Raw genomic sequence first — 19362 nt, 5'->3', positions numbered from 1 at the left:
ATTATACACGGTTTTACCTAATATGAAAACGTTCCCTTTATTTTTATAATTAATTTAAATAAGAATAAACAGCTTTTTAATTAAAAATAAGACATTTTTTCGACAATTTTTGATGACAACTAAAAAAAGGACCGCTCGAAAGCGGTCCATAAACGAATCTTATGCTTTTACTTGAACGAGCGGCTTCAGTTCATTTAACCATTTTTCAAATGCCGGGATATCCATTTGCTGAGCAGAGTCGGAAAGCGCGACAGAAGGATCAGGGTGAACTTCGGCCATGACGCCGTCAGCTCCGATCGCAAGCGCTGCTTTTGCTGTCGGAAGCAGCAAGTCGCGGCGTCCGGTAGAATGAGTGACATCCACGAATACAGGAAGGTGAGTTTCCTGCTTCAGGATCGGCACAGCTGAGATATCAAGCGTATTTCTAGTCGCTGTCTCATACGTTCTGATTCCGCGTTCGCAAAGGATGATTTGATCATTGCCCTGTGACATGATGTACTCCGCTGCATTGATGAATTCCTTCAGCGTTGCGGCAAGTCCGCGCTTCAGCAGAACCGGCTTCTTCACTGAACCGGCGGCTTTTAAGAGCTCGAAGTTTTGCATGTTGCGGGCGCCGATTTGGATAACATCAATGTAATCAATGGCTTCTTCAATATGCTGCGGATTCACGATCTCACTGATGACGGCAAGATCATACTCATCAGCAACACGCTTTAAGATTTGTAGGCCTTCAACACCGAGGCCTTGGAAGTCGTACGGGCTTGTACGGGGTTTGAAGGCTCCGCCGCGAAGCAGTTTCAAGCCTTGCTTTTTAGCTGCGGCTGCAACTTCGGCTACTTGCTCATAGCTTTCAACCGCACACGGACCGACGATAAATCTTTGTTCTCCGTCGCCGATCTTTTCGCCTTTCAAATCAACGATCGTATTTTCAGGCTTTTTCTTGCGGGAAACGAGCAGTGCTTTGCTGTGATCGTCTTCCTGAAGCTCAAGTCCAGCTTTGAAAATCTCTTTGAAAATATGCTGGATCGTCGAGTTTTCAAACGGTCCGTCATTATTTTCAATAATTTCGTTCAGCATCGCTCTTTCTCTGACTGGATCGTAGCGGTTGATGCCTTGCGCTTCCTTCGCTTTTCCAATCTCCTGAACGATTCTTCCTCGCTCATTAATCAGCTTTAATATTTGCAAGTTTAATTCATTCGCCTGCTGCCTCAGCAAATCAAGTTCAGTGTTGCTCATGTTATCCATCCTTTCTTTTTAACTTCACCCTCTATGAGAATAAGAATGATTCAATTGATTAGGGTTTATTATAAACAATGTTTCTTAAAATGTCACGAAAAAATTCTTTATTACCAAAACGCTTTTAAGCGATAAAGCATTATATGCAGTTTATCCCTTGCTGTGCGGGTGTTTGTCGGAAGAATAAAAAAAAAGAATCCTGTTTGATTCTTTAACTTGATAACCTGTATATTCTCTGTATTGCCGTTTCGACGCTAAAAACCCTGTCATTCAAGGCAGCCGCCTTATCATCGGCATGTTCGACAATGTTCTCCGTAAATTGTCCGATGTTCTCGATGATCGTTTTCGGGAGCCTCTCCTGTCCTCTTTTCAGTTCATCTATATCTGTTTCAAGCCGATTCAGCCGCTTGTCCATTGCGTTTAAGCGGTTTTCTACTTTGTTTAAGCGCCCGTCTATTTCTTTGAAGCGCTTGTCGATTGCGTTAAAGCGCTTATTCTACTTCAACGAAACGTGCGTCCACTTCATCGAAGCGCTTGTCTATCTCAACGAAGCGTGCGTCCACTTCATCGAAGCGCTTGTCGATCTCAACGAAGCGTGCGTCCACTTCATCGAAGCGCTTGTCGATCTCAGCGAAGCGTGCATCCACTTCATCGAAGCGCTTGTCGACCTCAACGAAGCGTGCGTCGATTTTGTCTAAGCGCTTGTCGATTCCATCAAGACGCTGATTGATCGGACTCAATTCTTCTTTTAGAACGGATTGAAGCATGTCCTTTAATTCAGTGTTCAACTCATCACCTCCTGTTTTATTAATTATAACGTACAACCATGGATCAAACGATACATTTTCCTAAAAAGGCATTTCCATGAGGCAAAAGCATCATAACAACATAGAAAACGGCCAAAACGCTATACGTCTTGGCCGTTTTCACCTGCGGATTATCTGCTGTTTTCCGCAAGTGCTTGAGCTGTAATTTGCGAATGGGAGGCGTGCCATTTCACGTTCCCGTTTGTAAAAATGAAGGCTTGAGGACTTTCGTGTTTAATTCCGTACTGCTCAGCGATATAGTTTGACAGCGGTCGGCTTTCCTGCACTTTTAAATAATAAGCCGGTATGTCTTCATGCTGATTGGCGAATGATTCAAATTCTTCAAACGCGCGCCTGCTGATCGGGCATGTCACACTATGTTTCAAAAAGATAAATGTATCGTTGTTTTCTGCAAGCTTTTTAAATTCATCCTCTGTTTGAATGAGCTGTTTCGACACGGTGATCTCCCTTTCCTCCATTATTTCTGGACGGTATCCGCTGTTTCCCTTGCTTCATCTTCTATTTCATTTTTGGCTTCTTCAGCCTGTTCTTCGATTTTAGTCGATGCTTCTTCCTTTAGTTCATCAGCTTTTTCAGCACCTTTGTTTCGCAAGTCTTTGACTTTATCCATGATCTGTGAAGACTGGTCGGCAACAAGCTGTGAAATCGAAGATGTCTTCTCTTTGGCGATGCTGACGTACTCAGAACCTCTCTCCCTCGCTTCGCTTGTGAGCTTTCCGGTCTTATCTTTTAAAACGACAGCCTGATTTCCGAGGTCATCGCGAAGCTCTTTCCCTGACTTCGGTGCTAAAAATAAAGCTGCGGCTGCCCCGATGATTCCGCCTACAAACGTGCCGATTAAAAAATCCTTAGTATTCATTCCATCTTTACTCATAAATTATTCCTCCTTCATCTTCTTTTGTTTCCATCTATTCCAAATTTCCAAAGCTGCATTGCTCCAGCTGACAACTTGAGAAATTTTTTCACGGTTTTGCTCTGCGGCTGATGTGACGGACTCTGAAACCTGCTGAATGGAGCTGTTAAACTGCCTGACCGATGTGCCGACTTCCTGAACGGCATCCACGACCGTATTCAGCTTCAAAGATTTTTCCTGAATATCATCAGCGAGCCGATTCGTCTTATTCAGGAGCTCCGTTGTTTCAGCTGTGATGCCTTTCATTTGTCCTTCAACACCTTCCAGCGTTGCGGCAACATGATTGAGTGTGACTTGAAGCGATTTTAATGTTTTTGATAAATAGATAACCAGAATAAGAAAGCTGACAGCGATGAGTGCGGCGCTTAAATATAGAATAATAATCATCTTATCCTCCTCGAGCTAAGGTCTTACAATTGATGTATACCCAATTGTTTAAATCGTAAACCTTTATATTTACTTTTTCTACACGCACGAGAGAATTCCTTTAACAGAAACTCCCGGCTCCATATGTACAAAAAAGCAGCGGATTGACTCACACTGCCTTTTTCTCATTATGCTAATACATTTTCATATGCTTTTAAATACTTTTGAATGTCACCTGCGCCCATGAAAATTAACACTGCATTTTCATGCTCCTTTAAAATCGATGTGTCATTTTCATCGATCAGCTTCGCCTGCGGGATTTTCTCCTGCAAATCGCCGATCGTCAGCTTTCCTGCATTTTCCCGGGCAGATCCGAATATATCGCAAAGATATACATAATCGGCTTTCTTGAGGCTTTCGGCAAACTCATTCAGGAACGACTGCGTGCGCGTAAATGTATGCGGTTGAAATACTGCGACAATGTCCCGTTCCGGATACTTCTGTCTGGCTGCTTCAATCGTCACCGTGATTTCAGTCGGATGATGGGCATAATCGTCAATCAACACTTGGCTGCCGGCATGTTTTTCGTTAAATCTGCGTTTAACGCCGCCAAAGGTTTGCAATCCTTCTTTAATGATATCGACATCGACCTGTTCATAATGGCAGAGTGCGATAACGGCCAAAGCGTTCAGAACGTTATGGCTGCCGTATGCCGGTATATAGAAGGTATCGTAGAATGTGTTCCTGACGAAAACATCGAACGTTGTGCCCTCGGTATTTTTGATGACATTTCTCGCCTGAAAATCGTTTTCCTCGGCAAAGCCGTAGTATACGACTGGAACGTTCGCATGGATTTTCATCAAATATTCGTCGTCGCCGCATGCGATAATTCCCTTGTTCACCTGTAATGCCATCGTTTGAAATGCGTCAAATACATCATCGATATTCGCGAAATAATCGGGATGATCAAAATCAATATTTGTCATGATCGCATAATCAGGCTGATAGCTCAGAAAATGCCTTCTGTATTCACAGGCTTCAAGCACAAAGTACTCGCTGTTTTCGCAGCCTTTTCCAGTCCCGTCTCCAATCAGATAAGATGTCGGTTTTGCTTTCTGGATGACATGGGATAAAAGACCCGTCGTTGACGTTTTGCCATGTGCCCCTGTCACGGCAATACTCGTAAATTTCTTCAGATAGTCACCGAGGAATTTATGATACCGCACGACTTGCAGGCCTTCGGCTCGCGCTTTTTCAATTTCAGGATGGGTGTCGGGAAAAGCATTTCCGGCAATAACAATCATTCCCGGCTTGATATTTTCCGGATCAAACGGATATATCGGGATATTTCTCTCCTCTAAAGCGGTTTGTGTAAAAATGTACTTTTCGATATCCGATCCTTGGACATTATATCCATTATCATGGAGAATTTGGGCAAGCGGACTCATACCTGTCCCTTTTATTCCGACAAAATGATAAACAGTCATAATTGTACCTCCAACAAACGTCTATCTGCTTCCCAGTATATGACGCTTATTTCAATTTGCAACCTAAGCTCGGCCGCATCGTTTTCTTCAAAGTCATCATTATATTCAGTATCAGACATTTTCAAGAGTGAATAAACCTCCTGCGTAAAGGATTTTTTTGAACCCTTTCACGGAAGTGCTCTTAAAAACGGATTAAAACGCCGCTGCCGGCGCTTTAATATGCGGCGCTCTAAAAAAAACACGCCCATCTGCTATCATACCATGTTTAGCCGAAAAGTGAACTACTTTCTATTAACTGTTCCAGCTCGGCCTTTGTAATCAGGACTTCTCTCGGCTTACTTCCTTTCGCCTCAGAAATCATGCCTTCCCTTTCCATCATATCGATTAATCTGGCAGCTCTGTTATAGCCGATGCGAAAGCGCCGCTGCAGGCTTGAAGTGCTGGCGCTGTTTTGTTCCACGGCAAATTCGCACGCTTCCAGAAACAGTTCATCCTGATCAAATCCGGCCGGATTTTGTCTGACCAATTGTTCTTGTTCAAATAAATAGTTCGGCTCCTGCTGCCGTCTGACATGTGAAACGACACGGTCAATCTCCCGGTCGGAAACAAAGTTGCCCTGCAGGCGGACCGGTTTGCCTGAACCGTTCTCCAGGAACAGCATATCCCCTTTTCCAAGCAGCTTTTCAGCTCCCGCCATATCGATAATCGTTCTTGAATCGACGGCGCTTGATACAGAAAACGCTATTCTTGTTGGTATATTGGCTTTAATCAAGCCGGTAATGACATCAACTGAAGGCCGCTGCGTCGCGATCAGAAGATGGATGCCGCACGCTCTTGCTTTTTGTGCGATTCGGCAGATGCTTTCTTCCACTTCATTCGGAGCGACCATCATTAAGTCGGCAAGTTCATCAATCACGACAACAAGATAAGGAAGTTTTTCACCCATGTTCTGTTCCCGGACTTTTTCATTAAATCGTTCAATTTCCCGAACACCGGAATGGGCAAATAATTCATAGCGCCGCTCCATTTCTTCGACAACCCATTTTAATGCAGCAGTTGCCGCTTTGGCATCTGTGATGACAGGACTGACGAGATGAGGAATTTTATTATACGGAGCAAGCTCCACCATCTTAGGATCGATAAGCAGAAGCTTGACATCCCTCGGCGCCGATTTGAACAGCAGACTGACTAAGATCGTGTTGATGCATACGCTTTTCCCTGATCCCGTAGCCCCGGCAATCAACCCGTGGGGCATTTTTTTCAGATCTGCCACGACGGGCTTTCCGGAAATGTCGAGTCCGAGGGCTGCGGTCAGAGGGGACGGATTCGTTCTGAATTCCGAACTTCTGATCATTTCGCGCAAATAAACCATTTTACTATGCAGATTCGGCACTTCAATTCCGATCGTATTTTTTCCCGGAATCGGCGCTTCGATCCGAATATCTTTCGCTGACAGGCTGAGTTTAATATCATCTGACAGATTTGTAATTTTGTTGACTTTCACTCCGGGTTCAGGATGCACCTCAAATCTTGTCACAGAAGGCCCCTGGGTGACATGAACGACATTTGCTTTGACATTGAAGTTCTCAAGCGTGACGTCCAACAGCTCGCGCTGCTCGTGTATCCAGGCCTGATCATCCTGCTTTTGCGCCGGAGGCACATCAAGCAAAGACATATTCGGGAACTGATATCCTTGAGGCGCTTTTTCTTTTTGTTTATCTGATGAAAGCATCATGACATTAAACGGAACAGAGCCTTTCTTCGATCCCGGAGCAGCTCCTGTTTCCCGTTTCCGCGGAGCCTCAGGCCGCCCCTCAACTGTCCCTGTACTCTCCCGGTCCTGTTCGCTGTTTTCGGGTTCACCAGCGCTTGACGCTGTCTCTTCCGGTTCCGGTGAAAATGATGCATGCTCATGTCTCCAGCCAGCCTGGCTGCTTCCGCTTGTTTCTTCACGAGCGTCAGCCGGCGTGTTGGAATCTGTCCGGTTTTTGTTATCGGAAGGACCATCGCTCTGGTCGGATACTTCAGAACTGCGGCCAGTGTACTGCTTTTCTGGAATTGAAGCTTCCGGGTCAGGCAGCATTTCGTCCGAGCCGTTAGTCTCCCCATGTTCTTCTACGATGGTTTCTGCATCCTCTGCAGTTTCCTTCTCTTCTCCGGTTTCCTCGATCTGATCCAAAAGCTTTTCGATTTGTTCCGGCGTTTGCTCGGCGGGAATTGCTTCTTCTTCCGTTATGTTCCATGATGCGGTGGCTGTCTCTTCTTCAGCTTCATACCGCAGCGCTTTCTCTTCGGCAAGCCCGCCGCCTTCTGTCATTCGCTCTTGGCGGATTTCCGTTTCTTCCGGAGTATGCGTTGAGACAGAGGTTTCCGTTCGTTCGGATTCATGCCGCAGCGCTTTCTCTTCGGCGAGCCCAGAATCTTCTGTCATTCGCTCTTGGCGGATTTCCGTTTCTTCCGGAGTATGTGTTGAGACAGGGGTTTCCGTTCGTTCGGATTCATGCCGCAGCGCTTTCTCTTCGGCGAGCCCAGAGTCTTCTGTCATTCGCTCTTGGCGGATTTCCGTTTCTTCCGGAGTACGTGTTGAGACAGGGGTTTCCGTTCGTTCGGATTCATGCCGCAGCGCTTTTTCTTCAGCGGCTTCGCCACCTTCTGTGATTTGCTCTCGGCGGAAATCCGTTTCCTCCGACATATGCGGGACATCTTCAAATTCGGCTCGCCATGTCGGATTGCGACTCTCGCTTTTAGTCAGCGGACGGCCGTTCTTTTCAGTTTGCAAGGAAGGTTCTTCTCGTACCGGCTGCTTATTTCCGGCAACCTTCTGCTCTTTTTCAATTTCTTCGTTAAACAGCGTGACACGCGCTTCCATTTGTTTGTTTGCACGATATGTATAATTTTCCGGTTTGGCTCTTTTCTGTTCATGAAAGCCGTAAACCGGTGACGGGATGACGGACGGCCTAAAGGGTTTTTTCGCCGCTTTCTCTTCATGATGATAGGAATTTCCGGGTTTCGGCTGAGAAGCTGTGTGCCGGCTTGCCGGGCGGCGGGTCCTTTGTTCGCGGCTGTCATCCTTTTCCCGCGGCCGCGAGTTTTGATCAGGTATAACCGGGAAGCGGAATTTCCCTTTTGGATATTCATATACGACTTTTGCGTCGGAAATTTGCGGCATTTCTTCGTCTTTCTCTATAAATGAATCCGCCTCAAACTCATCTATGTGCTTTTTTTGTTTTTCATTATCTTCATCATCGCCTAAAAACAGGCTGAACATTTTATTAAACCAGCTCATGAATCATCACTCTCTAACTCCCTTAAATTTTTCGGGGACGGTTTTAAGTATACCACTGCTTCCCCACCCAGAAAAGGACAAGTCCTTCTCATGTGTCCGCCCTCCGAATAAAAAAGCCGCCAAGTTTGTCTACCCAGCGGCTTCTTTTTTACATCTATTCGAAAGTTTTGTTCATTTTATGCCGTTAAAATGTAAAAGCTTCTCCTGCTTTACGGCTGTCATCAAGGACAAGAATGCCTTTTTCCTTCGGCGCGTCTGGGAGGTTCAGTTCCTTGGCAGAACAAATCATACCGCTTGACGCCACTCCGCGAAGTTCCGCATCTTTAATAATCATACCGCTCGGCATCACGGCTCCAACTTTGGCTACGACGACTTTTTGGCCGGCTTCAACATTAGGAGCTCCGCAGACGATTTGCAGCGTATCGCTCCCTACATTCACTTTGCAGACACTCAGTTTATCGGCATTCGGATGCTTTTCTTTTTCTTCGACATATCCGACCACAAACTTCGGAGAAAGATCGACGGTCAGCTCATCTTTCAAACCGTTGCGGACCAGGATTTCATTCACATCCTGGACAAAGGATTCGGAAAGCGCAACAGCTCCGCTTTCCTCAATGCTTAAATATGAGGAAACATTAAAAATGTTATAGCCTCCTGTTTCCTTTGTGTCTTTATGAAAAATTTTCACGACGTCTCCGCAGCGCTCAAAAGCGATCTCTTCGCGCGGAATATCGTTCAATGAGATGAGCAGCGTATCGCCTACGCCTTCTGGATTATAAAATGCGTTCATGAGAAAAATTCCTTTCTATCATTTCTTTTTAGGGCGGTTTTTAGCCAGAATAAAGATCGGTTCAAGCTTTCCATCCTCATAAAGGAAAGAAAGCGCAGTGATCGGCACTGTTCCGTTTGCAAAAAAGCTCATCGACATTTGCCCGAGAATATCGTATCCGGCATTGTTGCGGATGTCGGCAATAATCAGCACATCCTGGTGCGGGATTGACACCGCCAGTGTCCCTTCCGCGCTTTTCTCATACTCTGCGAGAATCGATTCGTTCAACACCCTGCTGGCGTCATAGCCGTCATTTGCTCTGAAAAAGTAGAAGTGATTGCCGGCGACTGCGTCTTCTTTGACAACGGTTTGGAGCGAGCGAAGGTTAAAGGAAGCCGTTTCCCGAATCCTTTCCTTTGTCCAGCCCTCTTTTTCCAGCATTTTTTCGTCGATCAGCCGGTATGTGTTGCCAAGATCGAGCGCGTAGTATATTCGTGTTTCAGCCGTGTGGCCGTCAAAAATCAAGGGAACGCCTGCGCTGGATTTCTCGGGAAAGGAAGTCGAGCGGATGACGGGATAGATGAGACTTTCCCGCCCTTCCATTTCCTGCGACTGGCCTTTCATGGCATTGAGTGCTTCCTCAGTATAATAGACGACTTCGTCAATCGCATCATCTTTTTTCTGCTCCCATTTGGCGATGATCCCCGGGAGTTCGAGTGTAATGCCTTTTCCTGTATTTTTATCCTCGATTCTCAAGGTGTCTTTTTCCCTGTCGAAATGAAAGGACCAGTTGTCATTTTGCAAACGTTTTTTTAATATATCGGAAAGTTTCCTTGACGTCATTTTCATAGAGGAACTCTCCTTTCGGCTACTTATTCAGGGAATCTGTCAAAAATTGCTCGATTTCCTCTTTCGTTTTTCGGTCTTTGCTGACAAAGCGGCTGATTTCGTTTCCTTCTTTAAATACGAGGAAGCTCGGGATTCCGAAAATGTCCCACTCCGCGCACGTATCAATAAATTTGTCACGGTCAACATAATAGAATGTAAATTCCGGATAGTTCGCCTCAAGCTCGGGCAAAAACGGTTCTACAAAACGGCAGTCCGGGCACCAGTCAGCCGAAAACATCAACAAGGATAAATCGTCTTTCACAACTTTTTGCAGTTCTTCATTCGTCTCGATTGTTTTCATCACTCAACGCCTCCAATATATGTTCTTATCATCCATTCGGATCATACCAGACAACCGGCTCCATATCCAGCCTTTTGCTGTCCACCTGCTTTTTTAAAAGATGGACGATTCTTTATGTATCTTACCCGTTTTAAAAAGGGAAAATCTTAACGATCCGATCCTCTTTCATATCATAAGCATAATTTTTTTGCTTTATCAAGCCATTCTCGTTTAACATGGTAAGTAATAGGGTAAAAATATCCGTTAAGGCGCCTTGCGCCGTGATCCCATGACAGTCAGGAGGAGCATGTATGGAATTTATCGTTTATCTTGCCGGAGAAATACATAGCAATTGGCGTGAAGAAGTGAAGGAAAAAGCAAAATCGCTCAAGCTGCCGATCACGTTTGTCGGACCGATGGAAAATCACGACCGCTCCGACAACATCGGTGAAGAAATTATGGGCAAGCAGGCTGATTCGATCGCGAAAGATGATGCAGCCTCGGATTTGAATAATTTTCGAACTTCCGTTTTAATGAACAAAGCGGATGTGGTCATCGCTCTTTTCGGGGAAAAATACAAGCAATGGAACACGGCGATGGATGCTTCATACGCGATTGCCAAAGGCAAGCCGCTGATCATCATCCGTCCTGAGTCACTCCATCATCCGTTAAAAGAACTGTCAAACAAAGCGAACATTACCGTAGAAACTGTCAATCAGGCGATTAAATCGTTGTCGTACGTATTTGAAAGCCGGTAGCTGTATCATCAAAAAGAGACCCTGTGCGTAAAGCGGCACAGGGTCTCTTTGTTCAATCATTTCGCAAAATCGATTGTACGGCAGAACTGTCGCAAGCTTTGACAAGCTTGAGCAGCAATTCTTTTGCAGCAAGGTAGTCATCAACGTGGATAATGGAAGCAGATGTATGGATATATCTTGAACAAATGCCGATCACGGCCGAAGGAACGCCTTCATTTGAGATGTGAACGCGACCGGCATCGGTTCCTCCAGGGGAAACAAAATATTGATACGGGATGTCATGAGTCTCTGCCGTATCCAGCACAAAATTTCTCATTTCGCTGTGCGTCACCATCGTCCGGTCGAAAATCCTTAACAACACCCCTTTGCCGAGCTGGCCAAATTGATTTTTGTCGCCGCTCGCATCGTTTGCCGGACTTGCATCAAGCGCGAAAAACAAGTCAGGCTGTATCATATTGGCCGCAGTTTGCGCGCCTCTTGTGCCGAGCTCTTCCTGAACGGTCGCGCCTGAGTAAAGCGTGTTCGGAAGTTCTGCTCCCTGCAGTTCTTTCAGCAACTCAATGCTGAGTCCGCAGCCGTAGCGGTTATCCCATGCTTTCGCCATGATCTTCTTTTCATTTGCCATCGGGGTAAACGGGCAGATCGGCACGATTTGCTGGCCTGGTTTGACACCGATGCGTTCGGCATCTTCCCTGTCATCCGCACCAATATCAATCATCATGTTTTTGATATCCATTGGACGTCTCCTCTGCTCATCTGTTAAAAGATGAGGAGGCGTGCTCGCGATGACGCCGGGGATCGGCCCGTTGTCCGTATGGATTTCCACCCGCTGAGCCAATAAAACCTGGCTCCACCAGCCGCCCAGTGTTTGAAACCGAAGCAGTCCGTTGTCGGTGATTGATGTCACCATAAATCCCACTTCATCCATATGGCCGGCCACCATAATTTTCGGACTGTCTTCAGGTCCATGTTTAACGCCGAACACGCTTCCCAGTCTGTCCTGGAGGATCTCATCAGCATATTTTTCAAGCTCTTTTTTCATGAAACGGCGGACTAGATGTTCATTTCCCGGGGCGCCGGGGAGCTCCGTCAGCGTTTGAAAAAGCGTTCTCGTTTCCTGATTCATCTGTTTCCCTCTTTTCTTATGTATCTCTCTACATTTTACATAAGTGTGCGATGTGTTTCCAGAAGAGAGCCTATCCTTAACACGGACGGACATGTTCTGTATAATGAAAAAAACAAGCTTTGGAGGTGCTGAAAAGATGAAACTGCGCCATTTTCTTCTTGGGGCCGGCATCGGCATTGCCGCGGCCGTTGTTGTCAAACAATATGTCATGCAGCCTTACATTTCTTCTGAAAAAGCGCTGCGCATCGTCAAGTCCGCTTTTAAACAGAGAGGCCCGATCGACGGTTCATGGATATATACCGTTCCGGAAGCCTATACCGTAAACGGCGAAACCGTCATGGTGTACAAAACAGGCATTACACGTTCTGCTTTCGGAGAGCTTGAACAGTACGAAGTCATGGTTGATGCGAAGACAGGCATGATCGTAGATGTGATTGATACCGCAGCATAGCATCAAAAAAATGCGGCCTGAAATGGCCGCATTTTTTATATGGCGCGAATCGGCCGGTAGACCGGATGCCACATCGCATCCTGCACAGCTTGAATCACATCGCCCGGCTCATTTTCTGCAACTCCGTCTTTTATGGCTGCTTTAATGACAGCCGTTGCCACTGTTGCGGAAACCGTGCGCAAATCCTCAACCTCCGGAAGGAGCGCTGCGCCGGGCCGTCCGGTGTCAACCATACCCGCGATCGCAGCTGCGCTGGCGTAAAACATGTTGTCCGTAATCAGCCTTGCTTTTGATACGAGCGTTCCGAGACCGAGACCGGGGAATACAAAGGCATTGTTCGCCTGGCCGATCGCATAACGGATGCCGTTGTAATCGACAGGCGCAAACGGGCTTCCTGTGGCGACGAGCGCCCGCCCTTCCGTCCATTTGATCAAATCTTCTGGTCTTGCTTCAGATAACGGCGTCGGATTGGACATCGGAAATATAGCCGGCCGTTTCACATGCTTTGCCATTTCTTTTACGATTTCTTCTGTAAATGCGCCCGATACAGTAGAGGTTCCAATCAAAATGGTAGGCTGCACTTGTTTTACCACCTCAAGCAGATCGATTGTATCCCCCGGGCCGTTCCGGCTAAAGTCTTTGACCTCGTCGGCAGGCCGTGCATACGGCTTTTGAATGTCCTGCAAGTCGTTCATATCATCTGTCAGCAAACCGTTCCGGTCAACACACCAAAAACGGCGGTATGATTCCTCTTCCGACACCCCCTCTTGAACAAGAGCGGCGCGAATTTGCTCTGCGTTGCCGATCCCGGCCGTCCCCGCTCCGAATATGACCACTTTATGATCTTTTAGGGGCATTTTCGATATTTTGACGGCCGCAAGCACCGCTGCAAGGGTGACTGCTCCTGTGCCTTGAATGTCGTCGTTAAAGGTGCAAATTTTGTCTTTGTATTTTTTTAAAATCTGACGTGCATTTTGCGTTCCGAAATCTTCCCAATGCAGCAAAACGCCCGGAAACGTCTCGGTTGCGATTTGAACGTATTGATCAATAAACGATTCATAACGCTCGCCTCTGATTCTTGAATGCTGATTCCCGACATAAAGCGGATCATTGAGAAGCCTTTCCTGGTTCGTCCCCGCATCAATGACAACGGGAAGGACCCTGTTAGGATCGATGCCCGCAGCCGCAGTATAAACGGCAAGCTTTCCGATCGAAATGGCGATGCCTCCGACTCCCCAATCCCCGATTCCGAGAATCCCTTCAGCATCAGTGGCCACAATCAAATCGATCCGGCTTTTTTTAGCGGCCAGATTTTCAAATGCCGTTTTCATGCCTTCAGGGTCATTAACCGACAAAAACAGCCCCCGCGGCTTTCTGTATTCATGGCTGTATTGCTGGATTGCCGTTCCGACAGTCGGGGTATAAACAATCGGCAGCATTTCTGTCATATGGTCGTTCAGAAGCCTGTAGAACAGCACTTCATTTCGGTCATGAAGCGCCGTTAAATAGACGTTTTTGCTCAAGTCATCAGGTTGTGATTGGAACTGTTTATACGCCCGTTTTGCCTGTTCTTCAAGCGTCAGCACCTTGGGAGGAAGCAATCCTGTCAAGCCGAGAGCTTCCCTTTCCTCCGGAGGGAAGGCAACCCCTTTGTTCAGCAGGGGCGTTGCAAGGACTTCAAATCCTCTTAATTGCGTCTCGATCACTTGTTCATTCAGATTATTGTGGCTCACCCGTCGTCTTCCTTTCAAAAGTTAGTTATCCTTAGGATGGATAACTACAAAGCAAACCATTCACCAAAATAGCTTAGCGCCTTTCTCTCTTTACTGACTCTGCAATCTCGCCGTTTTCATCCCATTTTAATGCCCTATAAATGGCGTCATGGTAAAAAATGTACCAGGCGTTTTTCTCGGCGGCTTTCGCCTGCCATGCTTGCTTCGCCGCAATCGATGTCATCGGATAATCGTCGTACGCCAGCACCCAGAGAGGATTCTGATGGGCATGCGTCGGCATAATATCAGCCATATGAAGGGCCGTTTCGCCGGCATCCTCAAGAACGATCACGGAATGACCGTCGCTGTGGCCGCCTGTATGATGCATCGTAATTCCCGGCAAAACTTCGAGCTTCTCATCGAAGGTCCTCACTTGATGCTGAACTGCTTCCCAGTTTTCTTTCCAATATGTATTTTTGGAGCGGATATTCGGATTTCTCATCTCTTCCCATTCGATCGCAGACGTGTAAATCGCTGCATTCGGAAACACGGAAACAAGGCTTTCTCCCTCATAGCGCGTCAATCCGCATGCATGGTCAAAATGGAGATGTGTCATCAGAACGGCGTTGATATCTTCCGTTGAGAGCCCGAGTGCTTTTAACGAGTTAGCAATTGACGATTCTTCGGTGACCCCGTAATTTCGTTTCTGCTTATCCGTCAGTTTGCCGCGTCCGATACCGGAATCGATCAGCAAATTTGTGCCGTCTTTCTGAACAAGTATAGGGTCTGTTCTCAGTTCGATCTGATTTTTCTCATTGACGTCATACTTTTTAGACCAAAGCGGCTTGGGCACAACGCCGAACATGGCGCCTCCGTCCATGTGTGTGACGCCTCCGTTCAGCCATGTCAGCTTGATTCGTCCGATTGTTAAAGTTTCCATGATCATCCCTCCTTCTCCTATCGTAGCAAAAAACGCAACCCGAAGCTTCATTTGAAAGCAAAAAAACAGACCGCCGGAAGCAGTCTGTTTTTTATGTTCGCCATTCAGCTTCTACTCTGTAGATCGGCTGGCCTTTAGCGGCGAACTTTTCTTCGTATTCGGTCATCACGTTTCCTTGAAAATCGCTTTGATGCAGATCAAGGCTGACGAACGTCAAAACGAGTCCGTATTCGGAAAAACTGGTAAGGGAGTACTCAAATAACCCGCGGTTATCGGTTTTGAAATGAATCGCTCCCTTGCCTCCGAGCACCTGCTCATACTTTTTCAAGAACGCTTGATTGGTCAGACGGCGCTTTGCATGGCGTTTTTTCGGCCACGGGTCGGAAAAATTCAAATAGACCCGGTCGACCTCCCCATCTGCAAAAACGTCTGAAAGCATATTGGCATTAATGTTCAAAAGCTTTACATTCGGCGCCTCTGTCTGCTTTACTTTATCAACAGCGGTTACGATGACGCTTTTAAATAATTCGATTCCGATATAGTTTACATCCGGATTTTGCAGGGCCATTCCTGAAATAAATTGCCCTTTTCCGGTTCCTACTTCGATGTGGATCGGGTTGTCATTTCCAAAAATGGAATGCCATTTCCCTTTACATTGAGACGGCTCGCTGATCACAATATGAGAGTTTTCAGCCAGATAGTCATCCGCCCAAGGCTTGTGACGCATTCGCATGTACTACACCTCTATTTGTTATATCGTCTTACAACATACCATGAAATCCCGGAATCCCGCAAGGCCTCTTCCAAAGCAAAAAAGACCGAAGATCGGCCTCCGGGTCTTTCGCGTATAAATTACAGCTTTCTGAACATTTTAATCCATATACTCCGAGAATGAAGGGAAGTGCCAATATTATGGGCTTAAATCAGCAAAATCAGATTCATCTATTAAAAGATATTCTCTCAGACCATCAGGCAGACTGCACCGGAACCGTCGCTGAGTGCGAACAGATGGAGCGGATTATCAAGTCTTTAATGGCAAATACGAATCTTGACGCCGGCCTGAAAGGCGTTCTCGAAGACATTTATTTGTACAGCCAGAGGGGAAAATCGTCCGCTTCAATCAACAGCCACATTCAGGAACACCAGGATCATCTCACACAATGGGTGGAAGATATCGGCTCATTTTCATGAAGCTCCGGCGAGACGCTTCATTAATGCGTGAAGCTGTTCCAGCCCTTGGTGAAAGCCTTCCTGATTGCCTTTCGCTTCTTGCCAGAGTGTTGTCATTGCTTTTTCCGCCAATACGTACCAGGCCATTCTCAGCCTGAGATTGTCCGTTAACGAAGAGCCGTAGCGTTCGAGCCAGCTTCCCCATTCCCGCTCTTCAACGTAATGATAAAGAAGCGGCCCCAGATCGATCGCGGGGTCTGCAATCATCGCTCCATCCCAATCGATTAAATAAAGCTGGTTCTGATCTGTAAGAAGCCAATTGTTATGATTCACATCGCAGTGACAGACGACCTTTTCTCCGGACTGTACATCATCGAGATGGTGCTCCAGATACAAAAGGGCTTGGTCAAGCTGCGGTATCGGATATTGCCGGGCCTGGATAAACTGCTTCAATTGAGTAATTACAGAGTTTGGCTGAAAAGGCTGCTTGCCGAGTCTCTTCAGCATGTCTAAAAGCTCTTTGGAGCTGTGAATTTTCCGAAGCATCTCAGCCACCGCCTGGCTGTTCATATCCTTCGGCTTCAGTTCTCTTCCCTTGAGCCAGTGCTGTGCTGTAATCACATCCCCGTTTTCCATTCGTTTTGTCCAAACGAGCTTAGGAACAATTCCTTCCGCGGACAGGACAGCCAAAAAAGGAGAGCTGTTGCGCTTTAAAAAAAGCTGCTGTCCATTATGTTCTGCATAATATGCGTCTCCTGTAGCTCCTCCTGCGGGGGAAATCTCCCATTCGCTACCTAGTAATTGTCCCAACCAGTTCATATCGATTTTCAACCCATCATTTCATTAAAAGATTTTAAAAAGCATCTGCTCCCTAGAGCGGGCAGCAAACCGCTTGTATTGTCGTCTCTTTATATTCAAATAAAAAGACGGCTATTGAGAGTCATTTGTGCTAAACAATAGCCGTCTTTTAAATTTTAGCGCTAGACGCCAAACTTCGTCAAGCAAAACTAAAAAATCCCTTTTGGTTCGTATAGAACATAGGTTCCGATACCGTTCAGCCGAAGCCTTTTTTCCGCTTGAACCTTCCCATTGAAGAACGTAAAAGGATCGCAGTGCAGCAAGTACTGTTTCTGGGCGGGCAGCTCAAGCGTTTCCTTTTTTGCAGACGGACAATGCACCACTATGATTTCGTTCCAGGGATCAAATGCTGCAATGTTCTTCAGCTTGTAGGCCGTCACTTCTCCTGTACCGCTCATAAAAGAAAGATGTTCCTTGACTTCCTCCTCTTTTTGCAGACGAAAAGCGGGATGGCTTCTCCGCAGCCTGATCAGCTGGCGCACATATTCGACTTCCTCGCAAAGCTCCGCCCGCTTTTCCCAATCGAGCCTGTTGATGCCATCTCCCGACCTGTAGCTGTTGCTGTCCCCATTCTTTGTTCGGCAAAATTCCTGCCCGGCATGAAGAAATGGAACGCCTTGCGAAAGCAGGACGATCGACAGCGCGAGCCTTTGCCTGATCCGTTTTGTGCAGGCATCTTCTTCCGAACAGAAGGCCATCTTATCCCAAAACGTATGATTGTCATGGCACTCCGCATAATTGATTGACTGTGGCGGCAGCAAGAATCCCGGTGAGCCGGCAATTCCATGTTGAAGCTCAGCTTTTTTTCCAGTGTCCCCTAAAGCATATCCGCGGTCACCGAGCTCAAATGTACTCCCTTTGACTGCGTTTCTGAACCGATCATTAAAAAAGCCGACCGCCGGAACTTTCCCGGCATTTTGCAATGTTGCTTTTTGCCCGCTTTCAAGCGGGGTATTTAAATCCCAGCCTTCTCCGAACAGGAGCGCGCCCGGCTTCACATTCTCGGCAAGCTTACTGATTTGGCGGACGGTTTCAATATCAAGAATGCCCATTAAATCAAAACGAATTCCGTCGACATCATATTCTTCAAGCCAATAGCGGACAGAATCGAGAATATATTTTCGCACCATCAGCCGCTCAGATGCAATGTCATTTCCGACGCCTGTTCCGTCGGCTGGAAAACCGTATTCATTATGTCTGAAAAAATACCCGGGAACCGTTTTTTCAAAAGGGGATGTTTCCCTCTTGTACACATGATTATATACGGCATCCATGATCACGGAGAAGCCGTGTTTGTGCAGCGTCTGAATCATCGTTTTCAGCTCGGCGATTCTGCTTTTGGGGTTCTGCGGATCGAGCGAATAGCTTCCTTCAGGCGCATTAAAATGAAGAGGGTTATAGCCCCAATTATAGGATTGGTCCGGAGACAGCTCGTCAACTCCGGCAAAATCGTGAAAGGGCAGAACCTCGATATGGGTGACGCCGAGCTCTTTCAAATAGGCAATTCCCGTTGAGAAGCCGCCGGACGTTTCAGTTCCGTCCTCTGTAAAAGCAAGATATTTGCCTTTATGGCGCATACCGCTGTCTTCATGAATCGAAAAATCGCGGATGTGAACCTCATATATAATCGCATCACACGGACTGTGAAGGCTTGGCGCACGGTATTTTTTCACTTTGACTTCCTCAGGATCTATTACAACGCCCTTTTCCCCGTTTACCGTAACAGCTTTCGCATAAGGATCGACTGTCAATAACGGCGTCCCGTTTACATAAAGCTTATATAAATAGGACCAGCCGTTCAGATCGCCTTCGACCGTTACCTCAAAAACACCCTTTTCTCTGCGCATCATTTGAAAAGTATTTGTTTGAAGCAAATCAGGGCTCTCCAGCTTGATCGCTGCCGTACTCGCGGTCGGCGCCCATACCTTAAATAAAGTACGCTCTTTTGAATAAAAAGCACCGAGACGGCCGTCATAAAAAAAAGCCTTGTCAAACGCCGCACTTCGCGTAACAGAACCAATTTGCAGGTCTGTCCAGACGCTTTCTTCACAGCATACTTTATGAACTCTTCCGAATGGAACGGGGCGGCTGCTTTCGAGAACATACTTGAATTTCTCCTCAAGCTCCTCCGTCGCTTTTACCGAAAGCTCTATCTTCCCTCCTTGATCATCTTCAAGTAGAAAAGGGGGGCTGCAGCTTGAGGCGCGGCTCTTCGGAACTAAAACAGTGATCGTTCTCATTTCATCGAGATAAGCTTCAAAGGGGCGGCTGATACCCGGCATCTCAGTCTCTCCT

20 protein-coding genes are annotated in these 19362 nt (G+C 46.7%); 4 read left to right on the top strand and 16 right to left on the bottom strand.

The genetic code is table 11. The annotated features are described in order from the left end of the window. Positions 1-159: 159 nt before the first annotated feature. Both M1E06_RS05890 and M1E06_RS05885 read right to left on the bottom strand, forming a co-directional pair. Positions 160-1236 carry a bifunctional 3-deoxy-7-phosphoheptulonate synthase/chorismate mutase gene (locus tag M1E06_RS05890; protein WP_095323543.1) on the bottom strand — a complete coding sequence of 359 codons (1077 nt, stop codon included), beginning with the start codon at positions 1234-1236 and terminating at the stop codon, positions 160-162. 211 nt (positions 1237-1447) lie between these two features. Further along, positions 1448-1651 carry a hypothetical protein gene (locus tag M1E06_RS05885; RefSeq protein WP_229029919.1) on the bottom strand — a complete coding sequence of 68 codons (204 nt, stop codon included), beginning with the start codon at positions 1649-1651 and terminating at the stop codon, positions 1448-1450. A gap of 22 nt (positions 1652-1673) precedes the next feature. Between M1E06_RS05885 and M1E06_RS05880 the strand changes: the two genes are divergently transcribed. Then, entirely contained in the window at positions 1674-1934 is a 261-nt protein-coding gene (locus tag M1E06_RS05880) for a hypothetical protein (RefSeq protein WP_254114953.1), read from the top strand. 239 nt (positions 1935-2173) lie between these two features. Here M1E06_RS05880 and ytxJ read toward each other — a convergent pair whose 3' ends face one another. The 8 genes from ytxJ to M1E06_RS05840 form a co-directional block, all read right to left on the bottom strand. Beyond that, positions 2174-2500, bottom strand: coding sequence for a bacillithiol system redox-active protein YtxJ (gene ytxJ / locus M1E06_RS05875; RefSeq protein WP_020452607.1), 327 nt, complete (start codon positions 2498-2500; stop codon positions 2174-2176). A gap of 20 nt (positions 2501-2520) precedes the next feature. After that, complete coding sequence (locus M1E06_RS05870; protein WP_020452608.1) at positions 2521-2937, bottom strand: YtxH domain-containing protein; 417 nt, start codon at positions 2935-2937, stop codon at positions 2521-2523. 3 nt (positions 2938-2940) lie between these two features. Then, positions 2941-3363 (bottom strand): DUF948 domain-containing protein, encoded by a 423-nt coding sequence (locus M1E06_RS05865; RefSeq protein ID WP_020452609.1) that lies wholly within the window; start codon positions 3361-3363, stop codon positions 2941-2943. A 167-nt stretch (positions 3364-3530) separates the two neighbouring features. Next, positions 3531-4829 (bottom strand): UDP-N-acetylmuramate--L-alanine ligase, encoded by a 1299-nt coding sequence (murC, locus tag M1E06_RS05860; RefSeq protein ID WP_023855512.1) that lies wholly within the window; start codon positions 4827-4829, stop codon positions 3531-3533. A 265-nt stretch (positions 4830-5094) separates the two neighbouring features. Then, positions 5095-8115, bottom strand: a complete 3021-nt coding sequence (locus M1E06_RS05855) for a DNA translocase FtsK (RefSeq protein WP_216904388.1) — start codon at positions 8113-8115, stop codon at positions 5095-5097. Positions 8116-8299: 184 nt separating this feature from the next. After that, positions 8300-8905, bottom strand: a complete 606-nt coding sequence (gene ytpR, locus M1E06_RS05850; RefSeq protein ID WP_128823562.1) for a YtpR family tRNA-binding protein — start codon at positions 8903-8905, stop codon at positions 8300-8302. A gap of 18 nt (positions 8906-8923) precedes the next feature. Continuing rightward, positions 8924-9733, bottom strand: a complete 810-nt coding sequence (locus M1E06_RS05845; RefSeq protein ID WP_020452613.1) for a DUF1444 domain-containing protein — start codon at positions 9731-9733, stop codon at positions 8924-8926. Between the two features lie 19 nt (positions 9734-9752). After that, positions 9753-10073, bottom strand: a complete 321-nt coding sequence (locus M1E06_RS05840; RefSeq protein WP_003184462.1) for a thioredoxin family protein — start codon at positions 10071-10073, stop codon at positions 9753-9755. Between the two features lie 290 nt (positions 10074-10363). Between M1E06_RS05840 and M1E06_RS05835 the strand changes: the two genes are divergently transcribed. Beyond that, entirely contained in the window at positions 10364-10810 is a 447-nt protein-coding gene (locus M1E06_RS05835; protein WP_020452614.1) for a YtoQ family protein, read from the top strand. Positions 10811-10862: 52 nt separating this feature from the next. On the opposite strand, the gene M1E06_RS05830 is transcribed toward M1E06_RS05835, so the two are convergent. Further along, positions 10863-11936, bottom strand: a complete 1074-nt coding sequence (locus tag M1E06_RS05830) for a M42 family metallopeptidase (protein ID WP_020452615.1) — start codon at positions 11934-11936, stop codon at positions 10863-10865. A 136-nt stretch (positions 11937-12072) separates the two neighbouring features. On the opposite strand from M1E06_RS05830, the gene M1E06_RS05825 reads away from it, so the two are divergent. Beyond that, complete coding sequence (locus M1E06_RS05825; RefSeq protein WP_020452616.1) at positions 12073-12387, top strand: PepSY domain-containing protein; 315 nt, start codon at positions 12073-12075, stop codon at positions 12385-12387. A gap of 35 nt (positions 12388-12422) precedes the next feature. On the opposite strand, the gene M1E06_RS05820 is transcribed toward M1E06_RS05825, so the two are convergent. The 3 genes from M1E06_RS05820 to trmB all read right to left on the bottom strand — a co-directional run bounded on the left by M1E06_RS05820 (position 12423) and on the right by trmB (position 15772). Further along, on the bottom strand, positions 12423-14120 hold the full coding sequence (locus tag M1E06_RS05820; RefSeq protein ID WP_186826136.1) for an NAD-dependent malic enzyme: 1698 nt from the start codon (positions 14118-14120) through the stop codon (positions 12423-12425). A 73-nt stretch (positions 14121-14193) separates the two neighbouring features. Further along, entirely contained in the window at positions 14194-15039 is an 846-nt protein-coding gene (locus M1E06_RS05815) for a YtnP family quorum-quenching lactonase (protein WP_146873363.1), read from the bottom strand. 91 nt (positions 15040-15130) lie between these two features. Then, positions 15131-15772: a tRNA (guanosine(46)-N7)-methyltransferase TrmB gene (trmB, locus tag M1E06_RS05810; protein ID WP_023855521.1), complete on the bottom strand. Its 642-nt coding sequence runs from the start codon at positions 15770-15772 to the stop codon at positions 15131-15133. Between the two features lie 179 nt (positions 15773-15951). On the opposite strand from trmB, the gene M1E06_RS05805 reads away from it, so the two are divergent. Then, a complete protein-coding gene (locus M1E06_RS05805) occupies positions 15952-16230 on the top strand; it encodes a YtzH-like family protein (protein ID WP_020452620.1) in 279 nt (92 codons plus the stop codon). Here M1E06_RS05805 and M1E06_RS05800 read toward each other — a convergent pair. Both M1E06_RS05800 and pulA read right to left on the bottom strand, forming a co-directional pair. Beyond that, positions 16225-17028: a phosphotransferase family protein gene (locus tag M1E06_RS05800; protein WP_025810990.1), complete on the bottom strand. Its 804-nt coding sequence runs from the start codon at positions 17026-17028 to the stop codon at positions 16225-16227. The two genes, M1E06_RS05805 and M1E06_RS05800, sit on opposite strands and share 6 nt — an antisense overlap. 188 nt (positions 17029-17216) lie before the next feature. Beyond that, on the bottom strand, positions 17217-19349 hold the full coding sequence (gene pulA, locus M1E06_RS05795) for a type I pullulanase (RefSeq protein WP_075213779.1): 2133 nt from the start codon (positions 19347-19349) through the stop codon (positions 17217-17219). Positions 19350-19362 lie beyond the last annotated feature (13 nt).

The sequence above is a fragment of the Bacillus sp. AK124 genome (assembly GCF_053903085.1).
The sequence above is the reverse complement of the archived record's forward strand: the minus strand, read 5'-3'. Positions and strand labels throughout refer to the sequence as shown.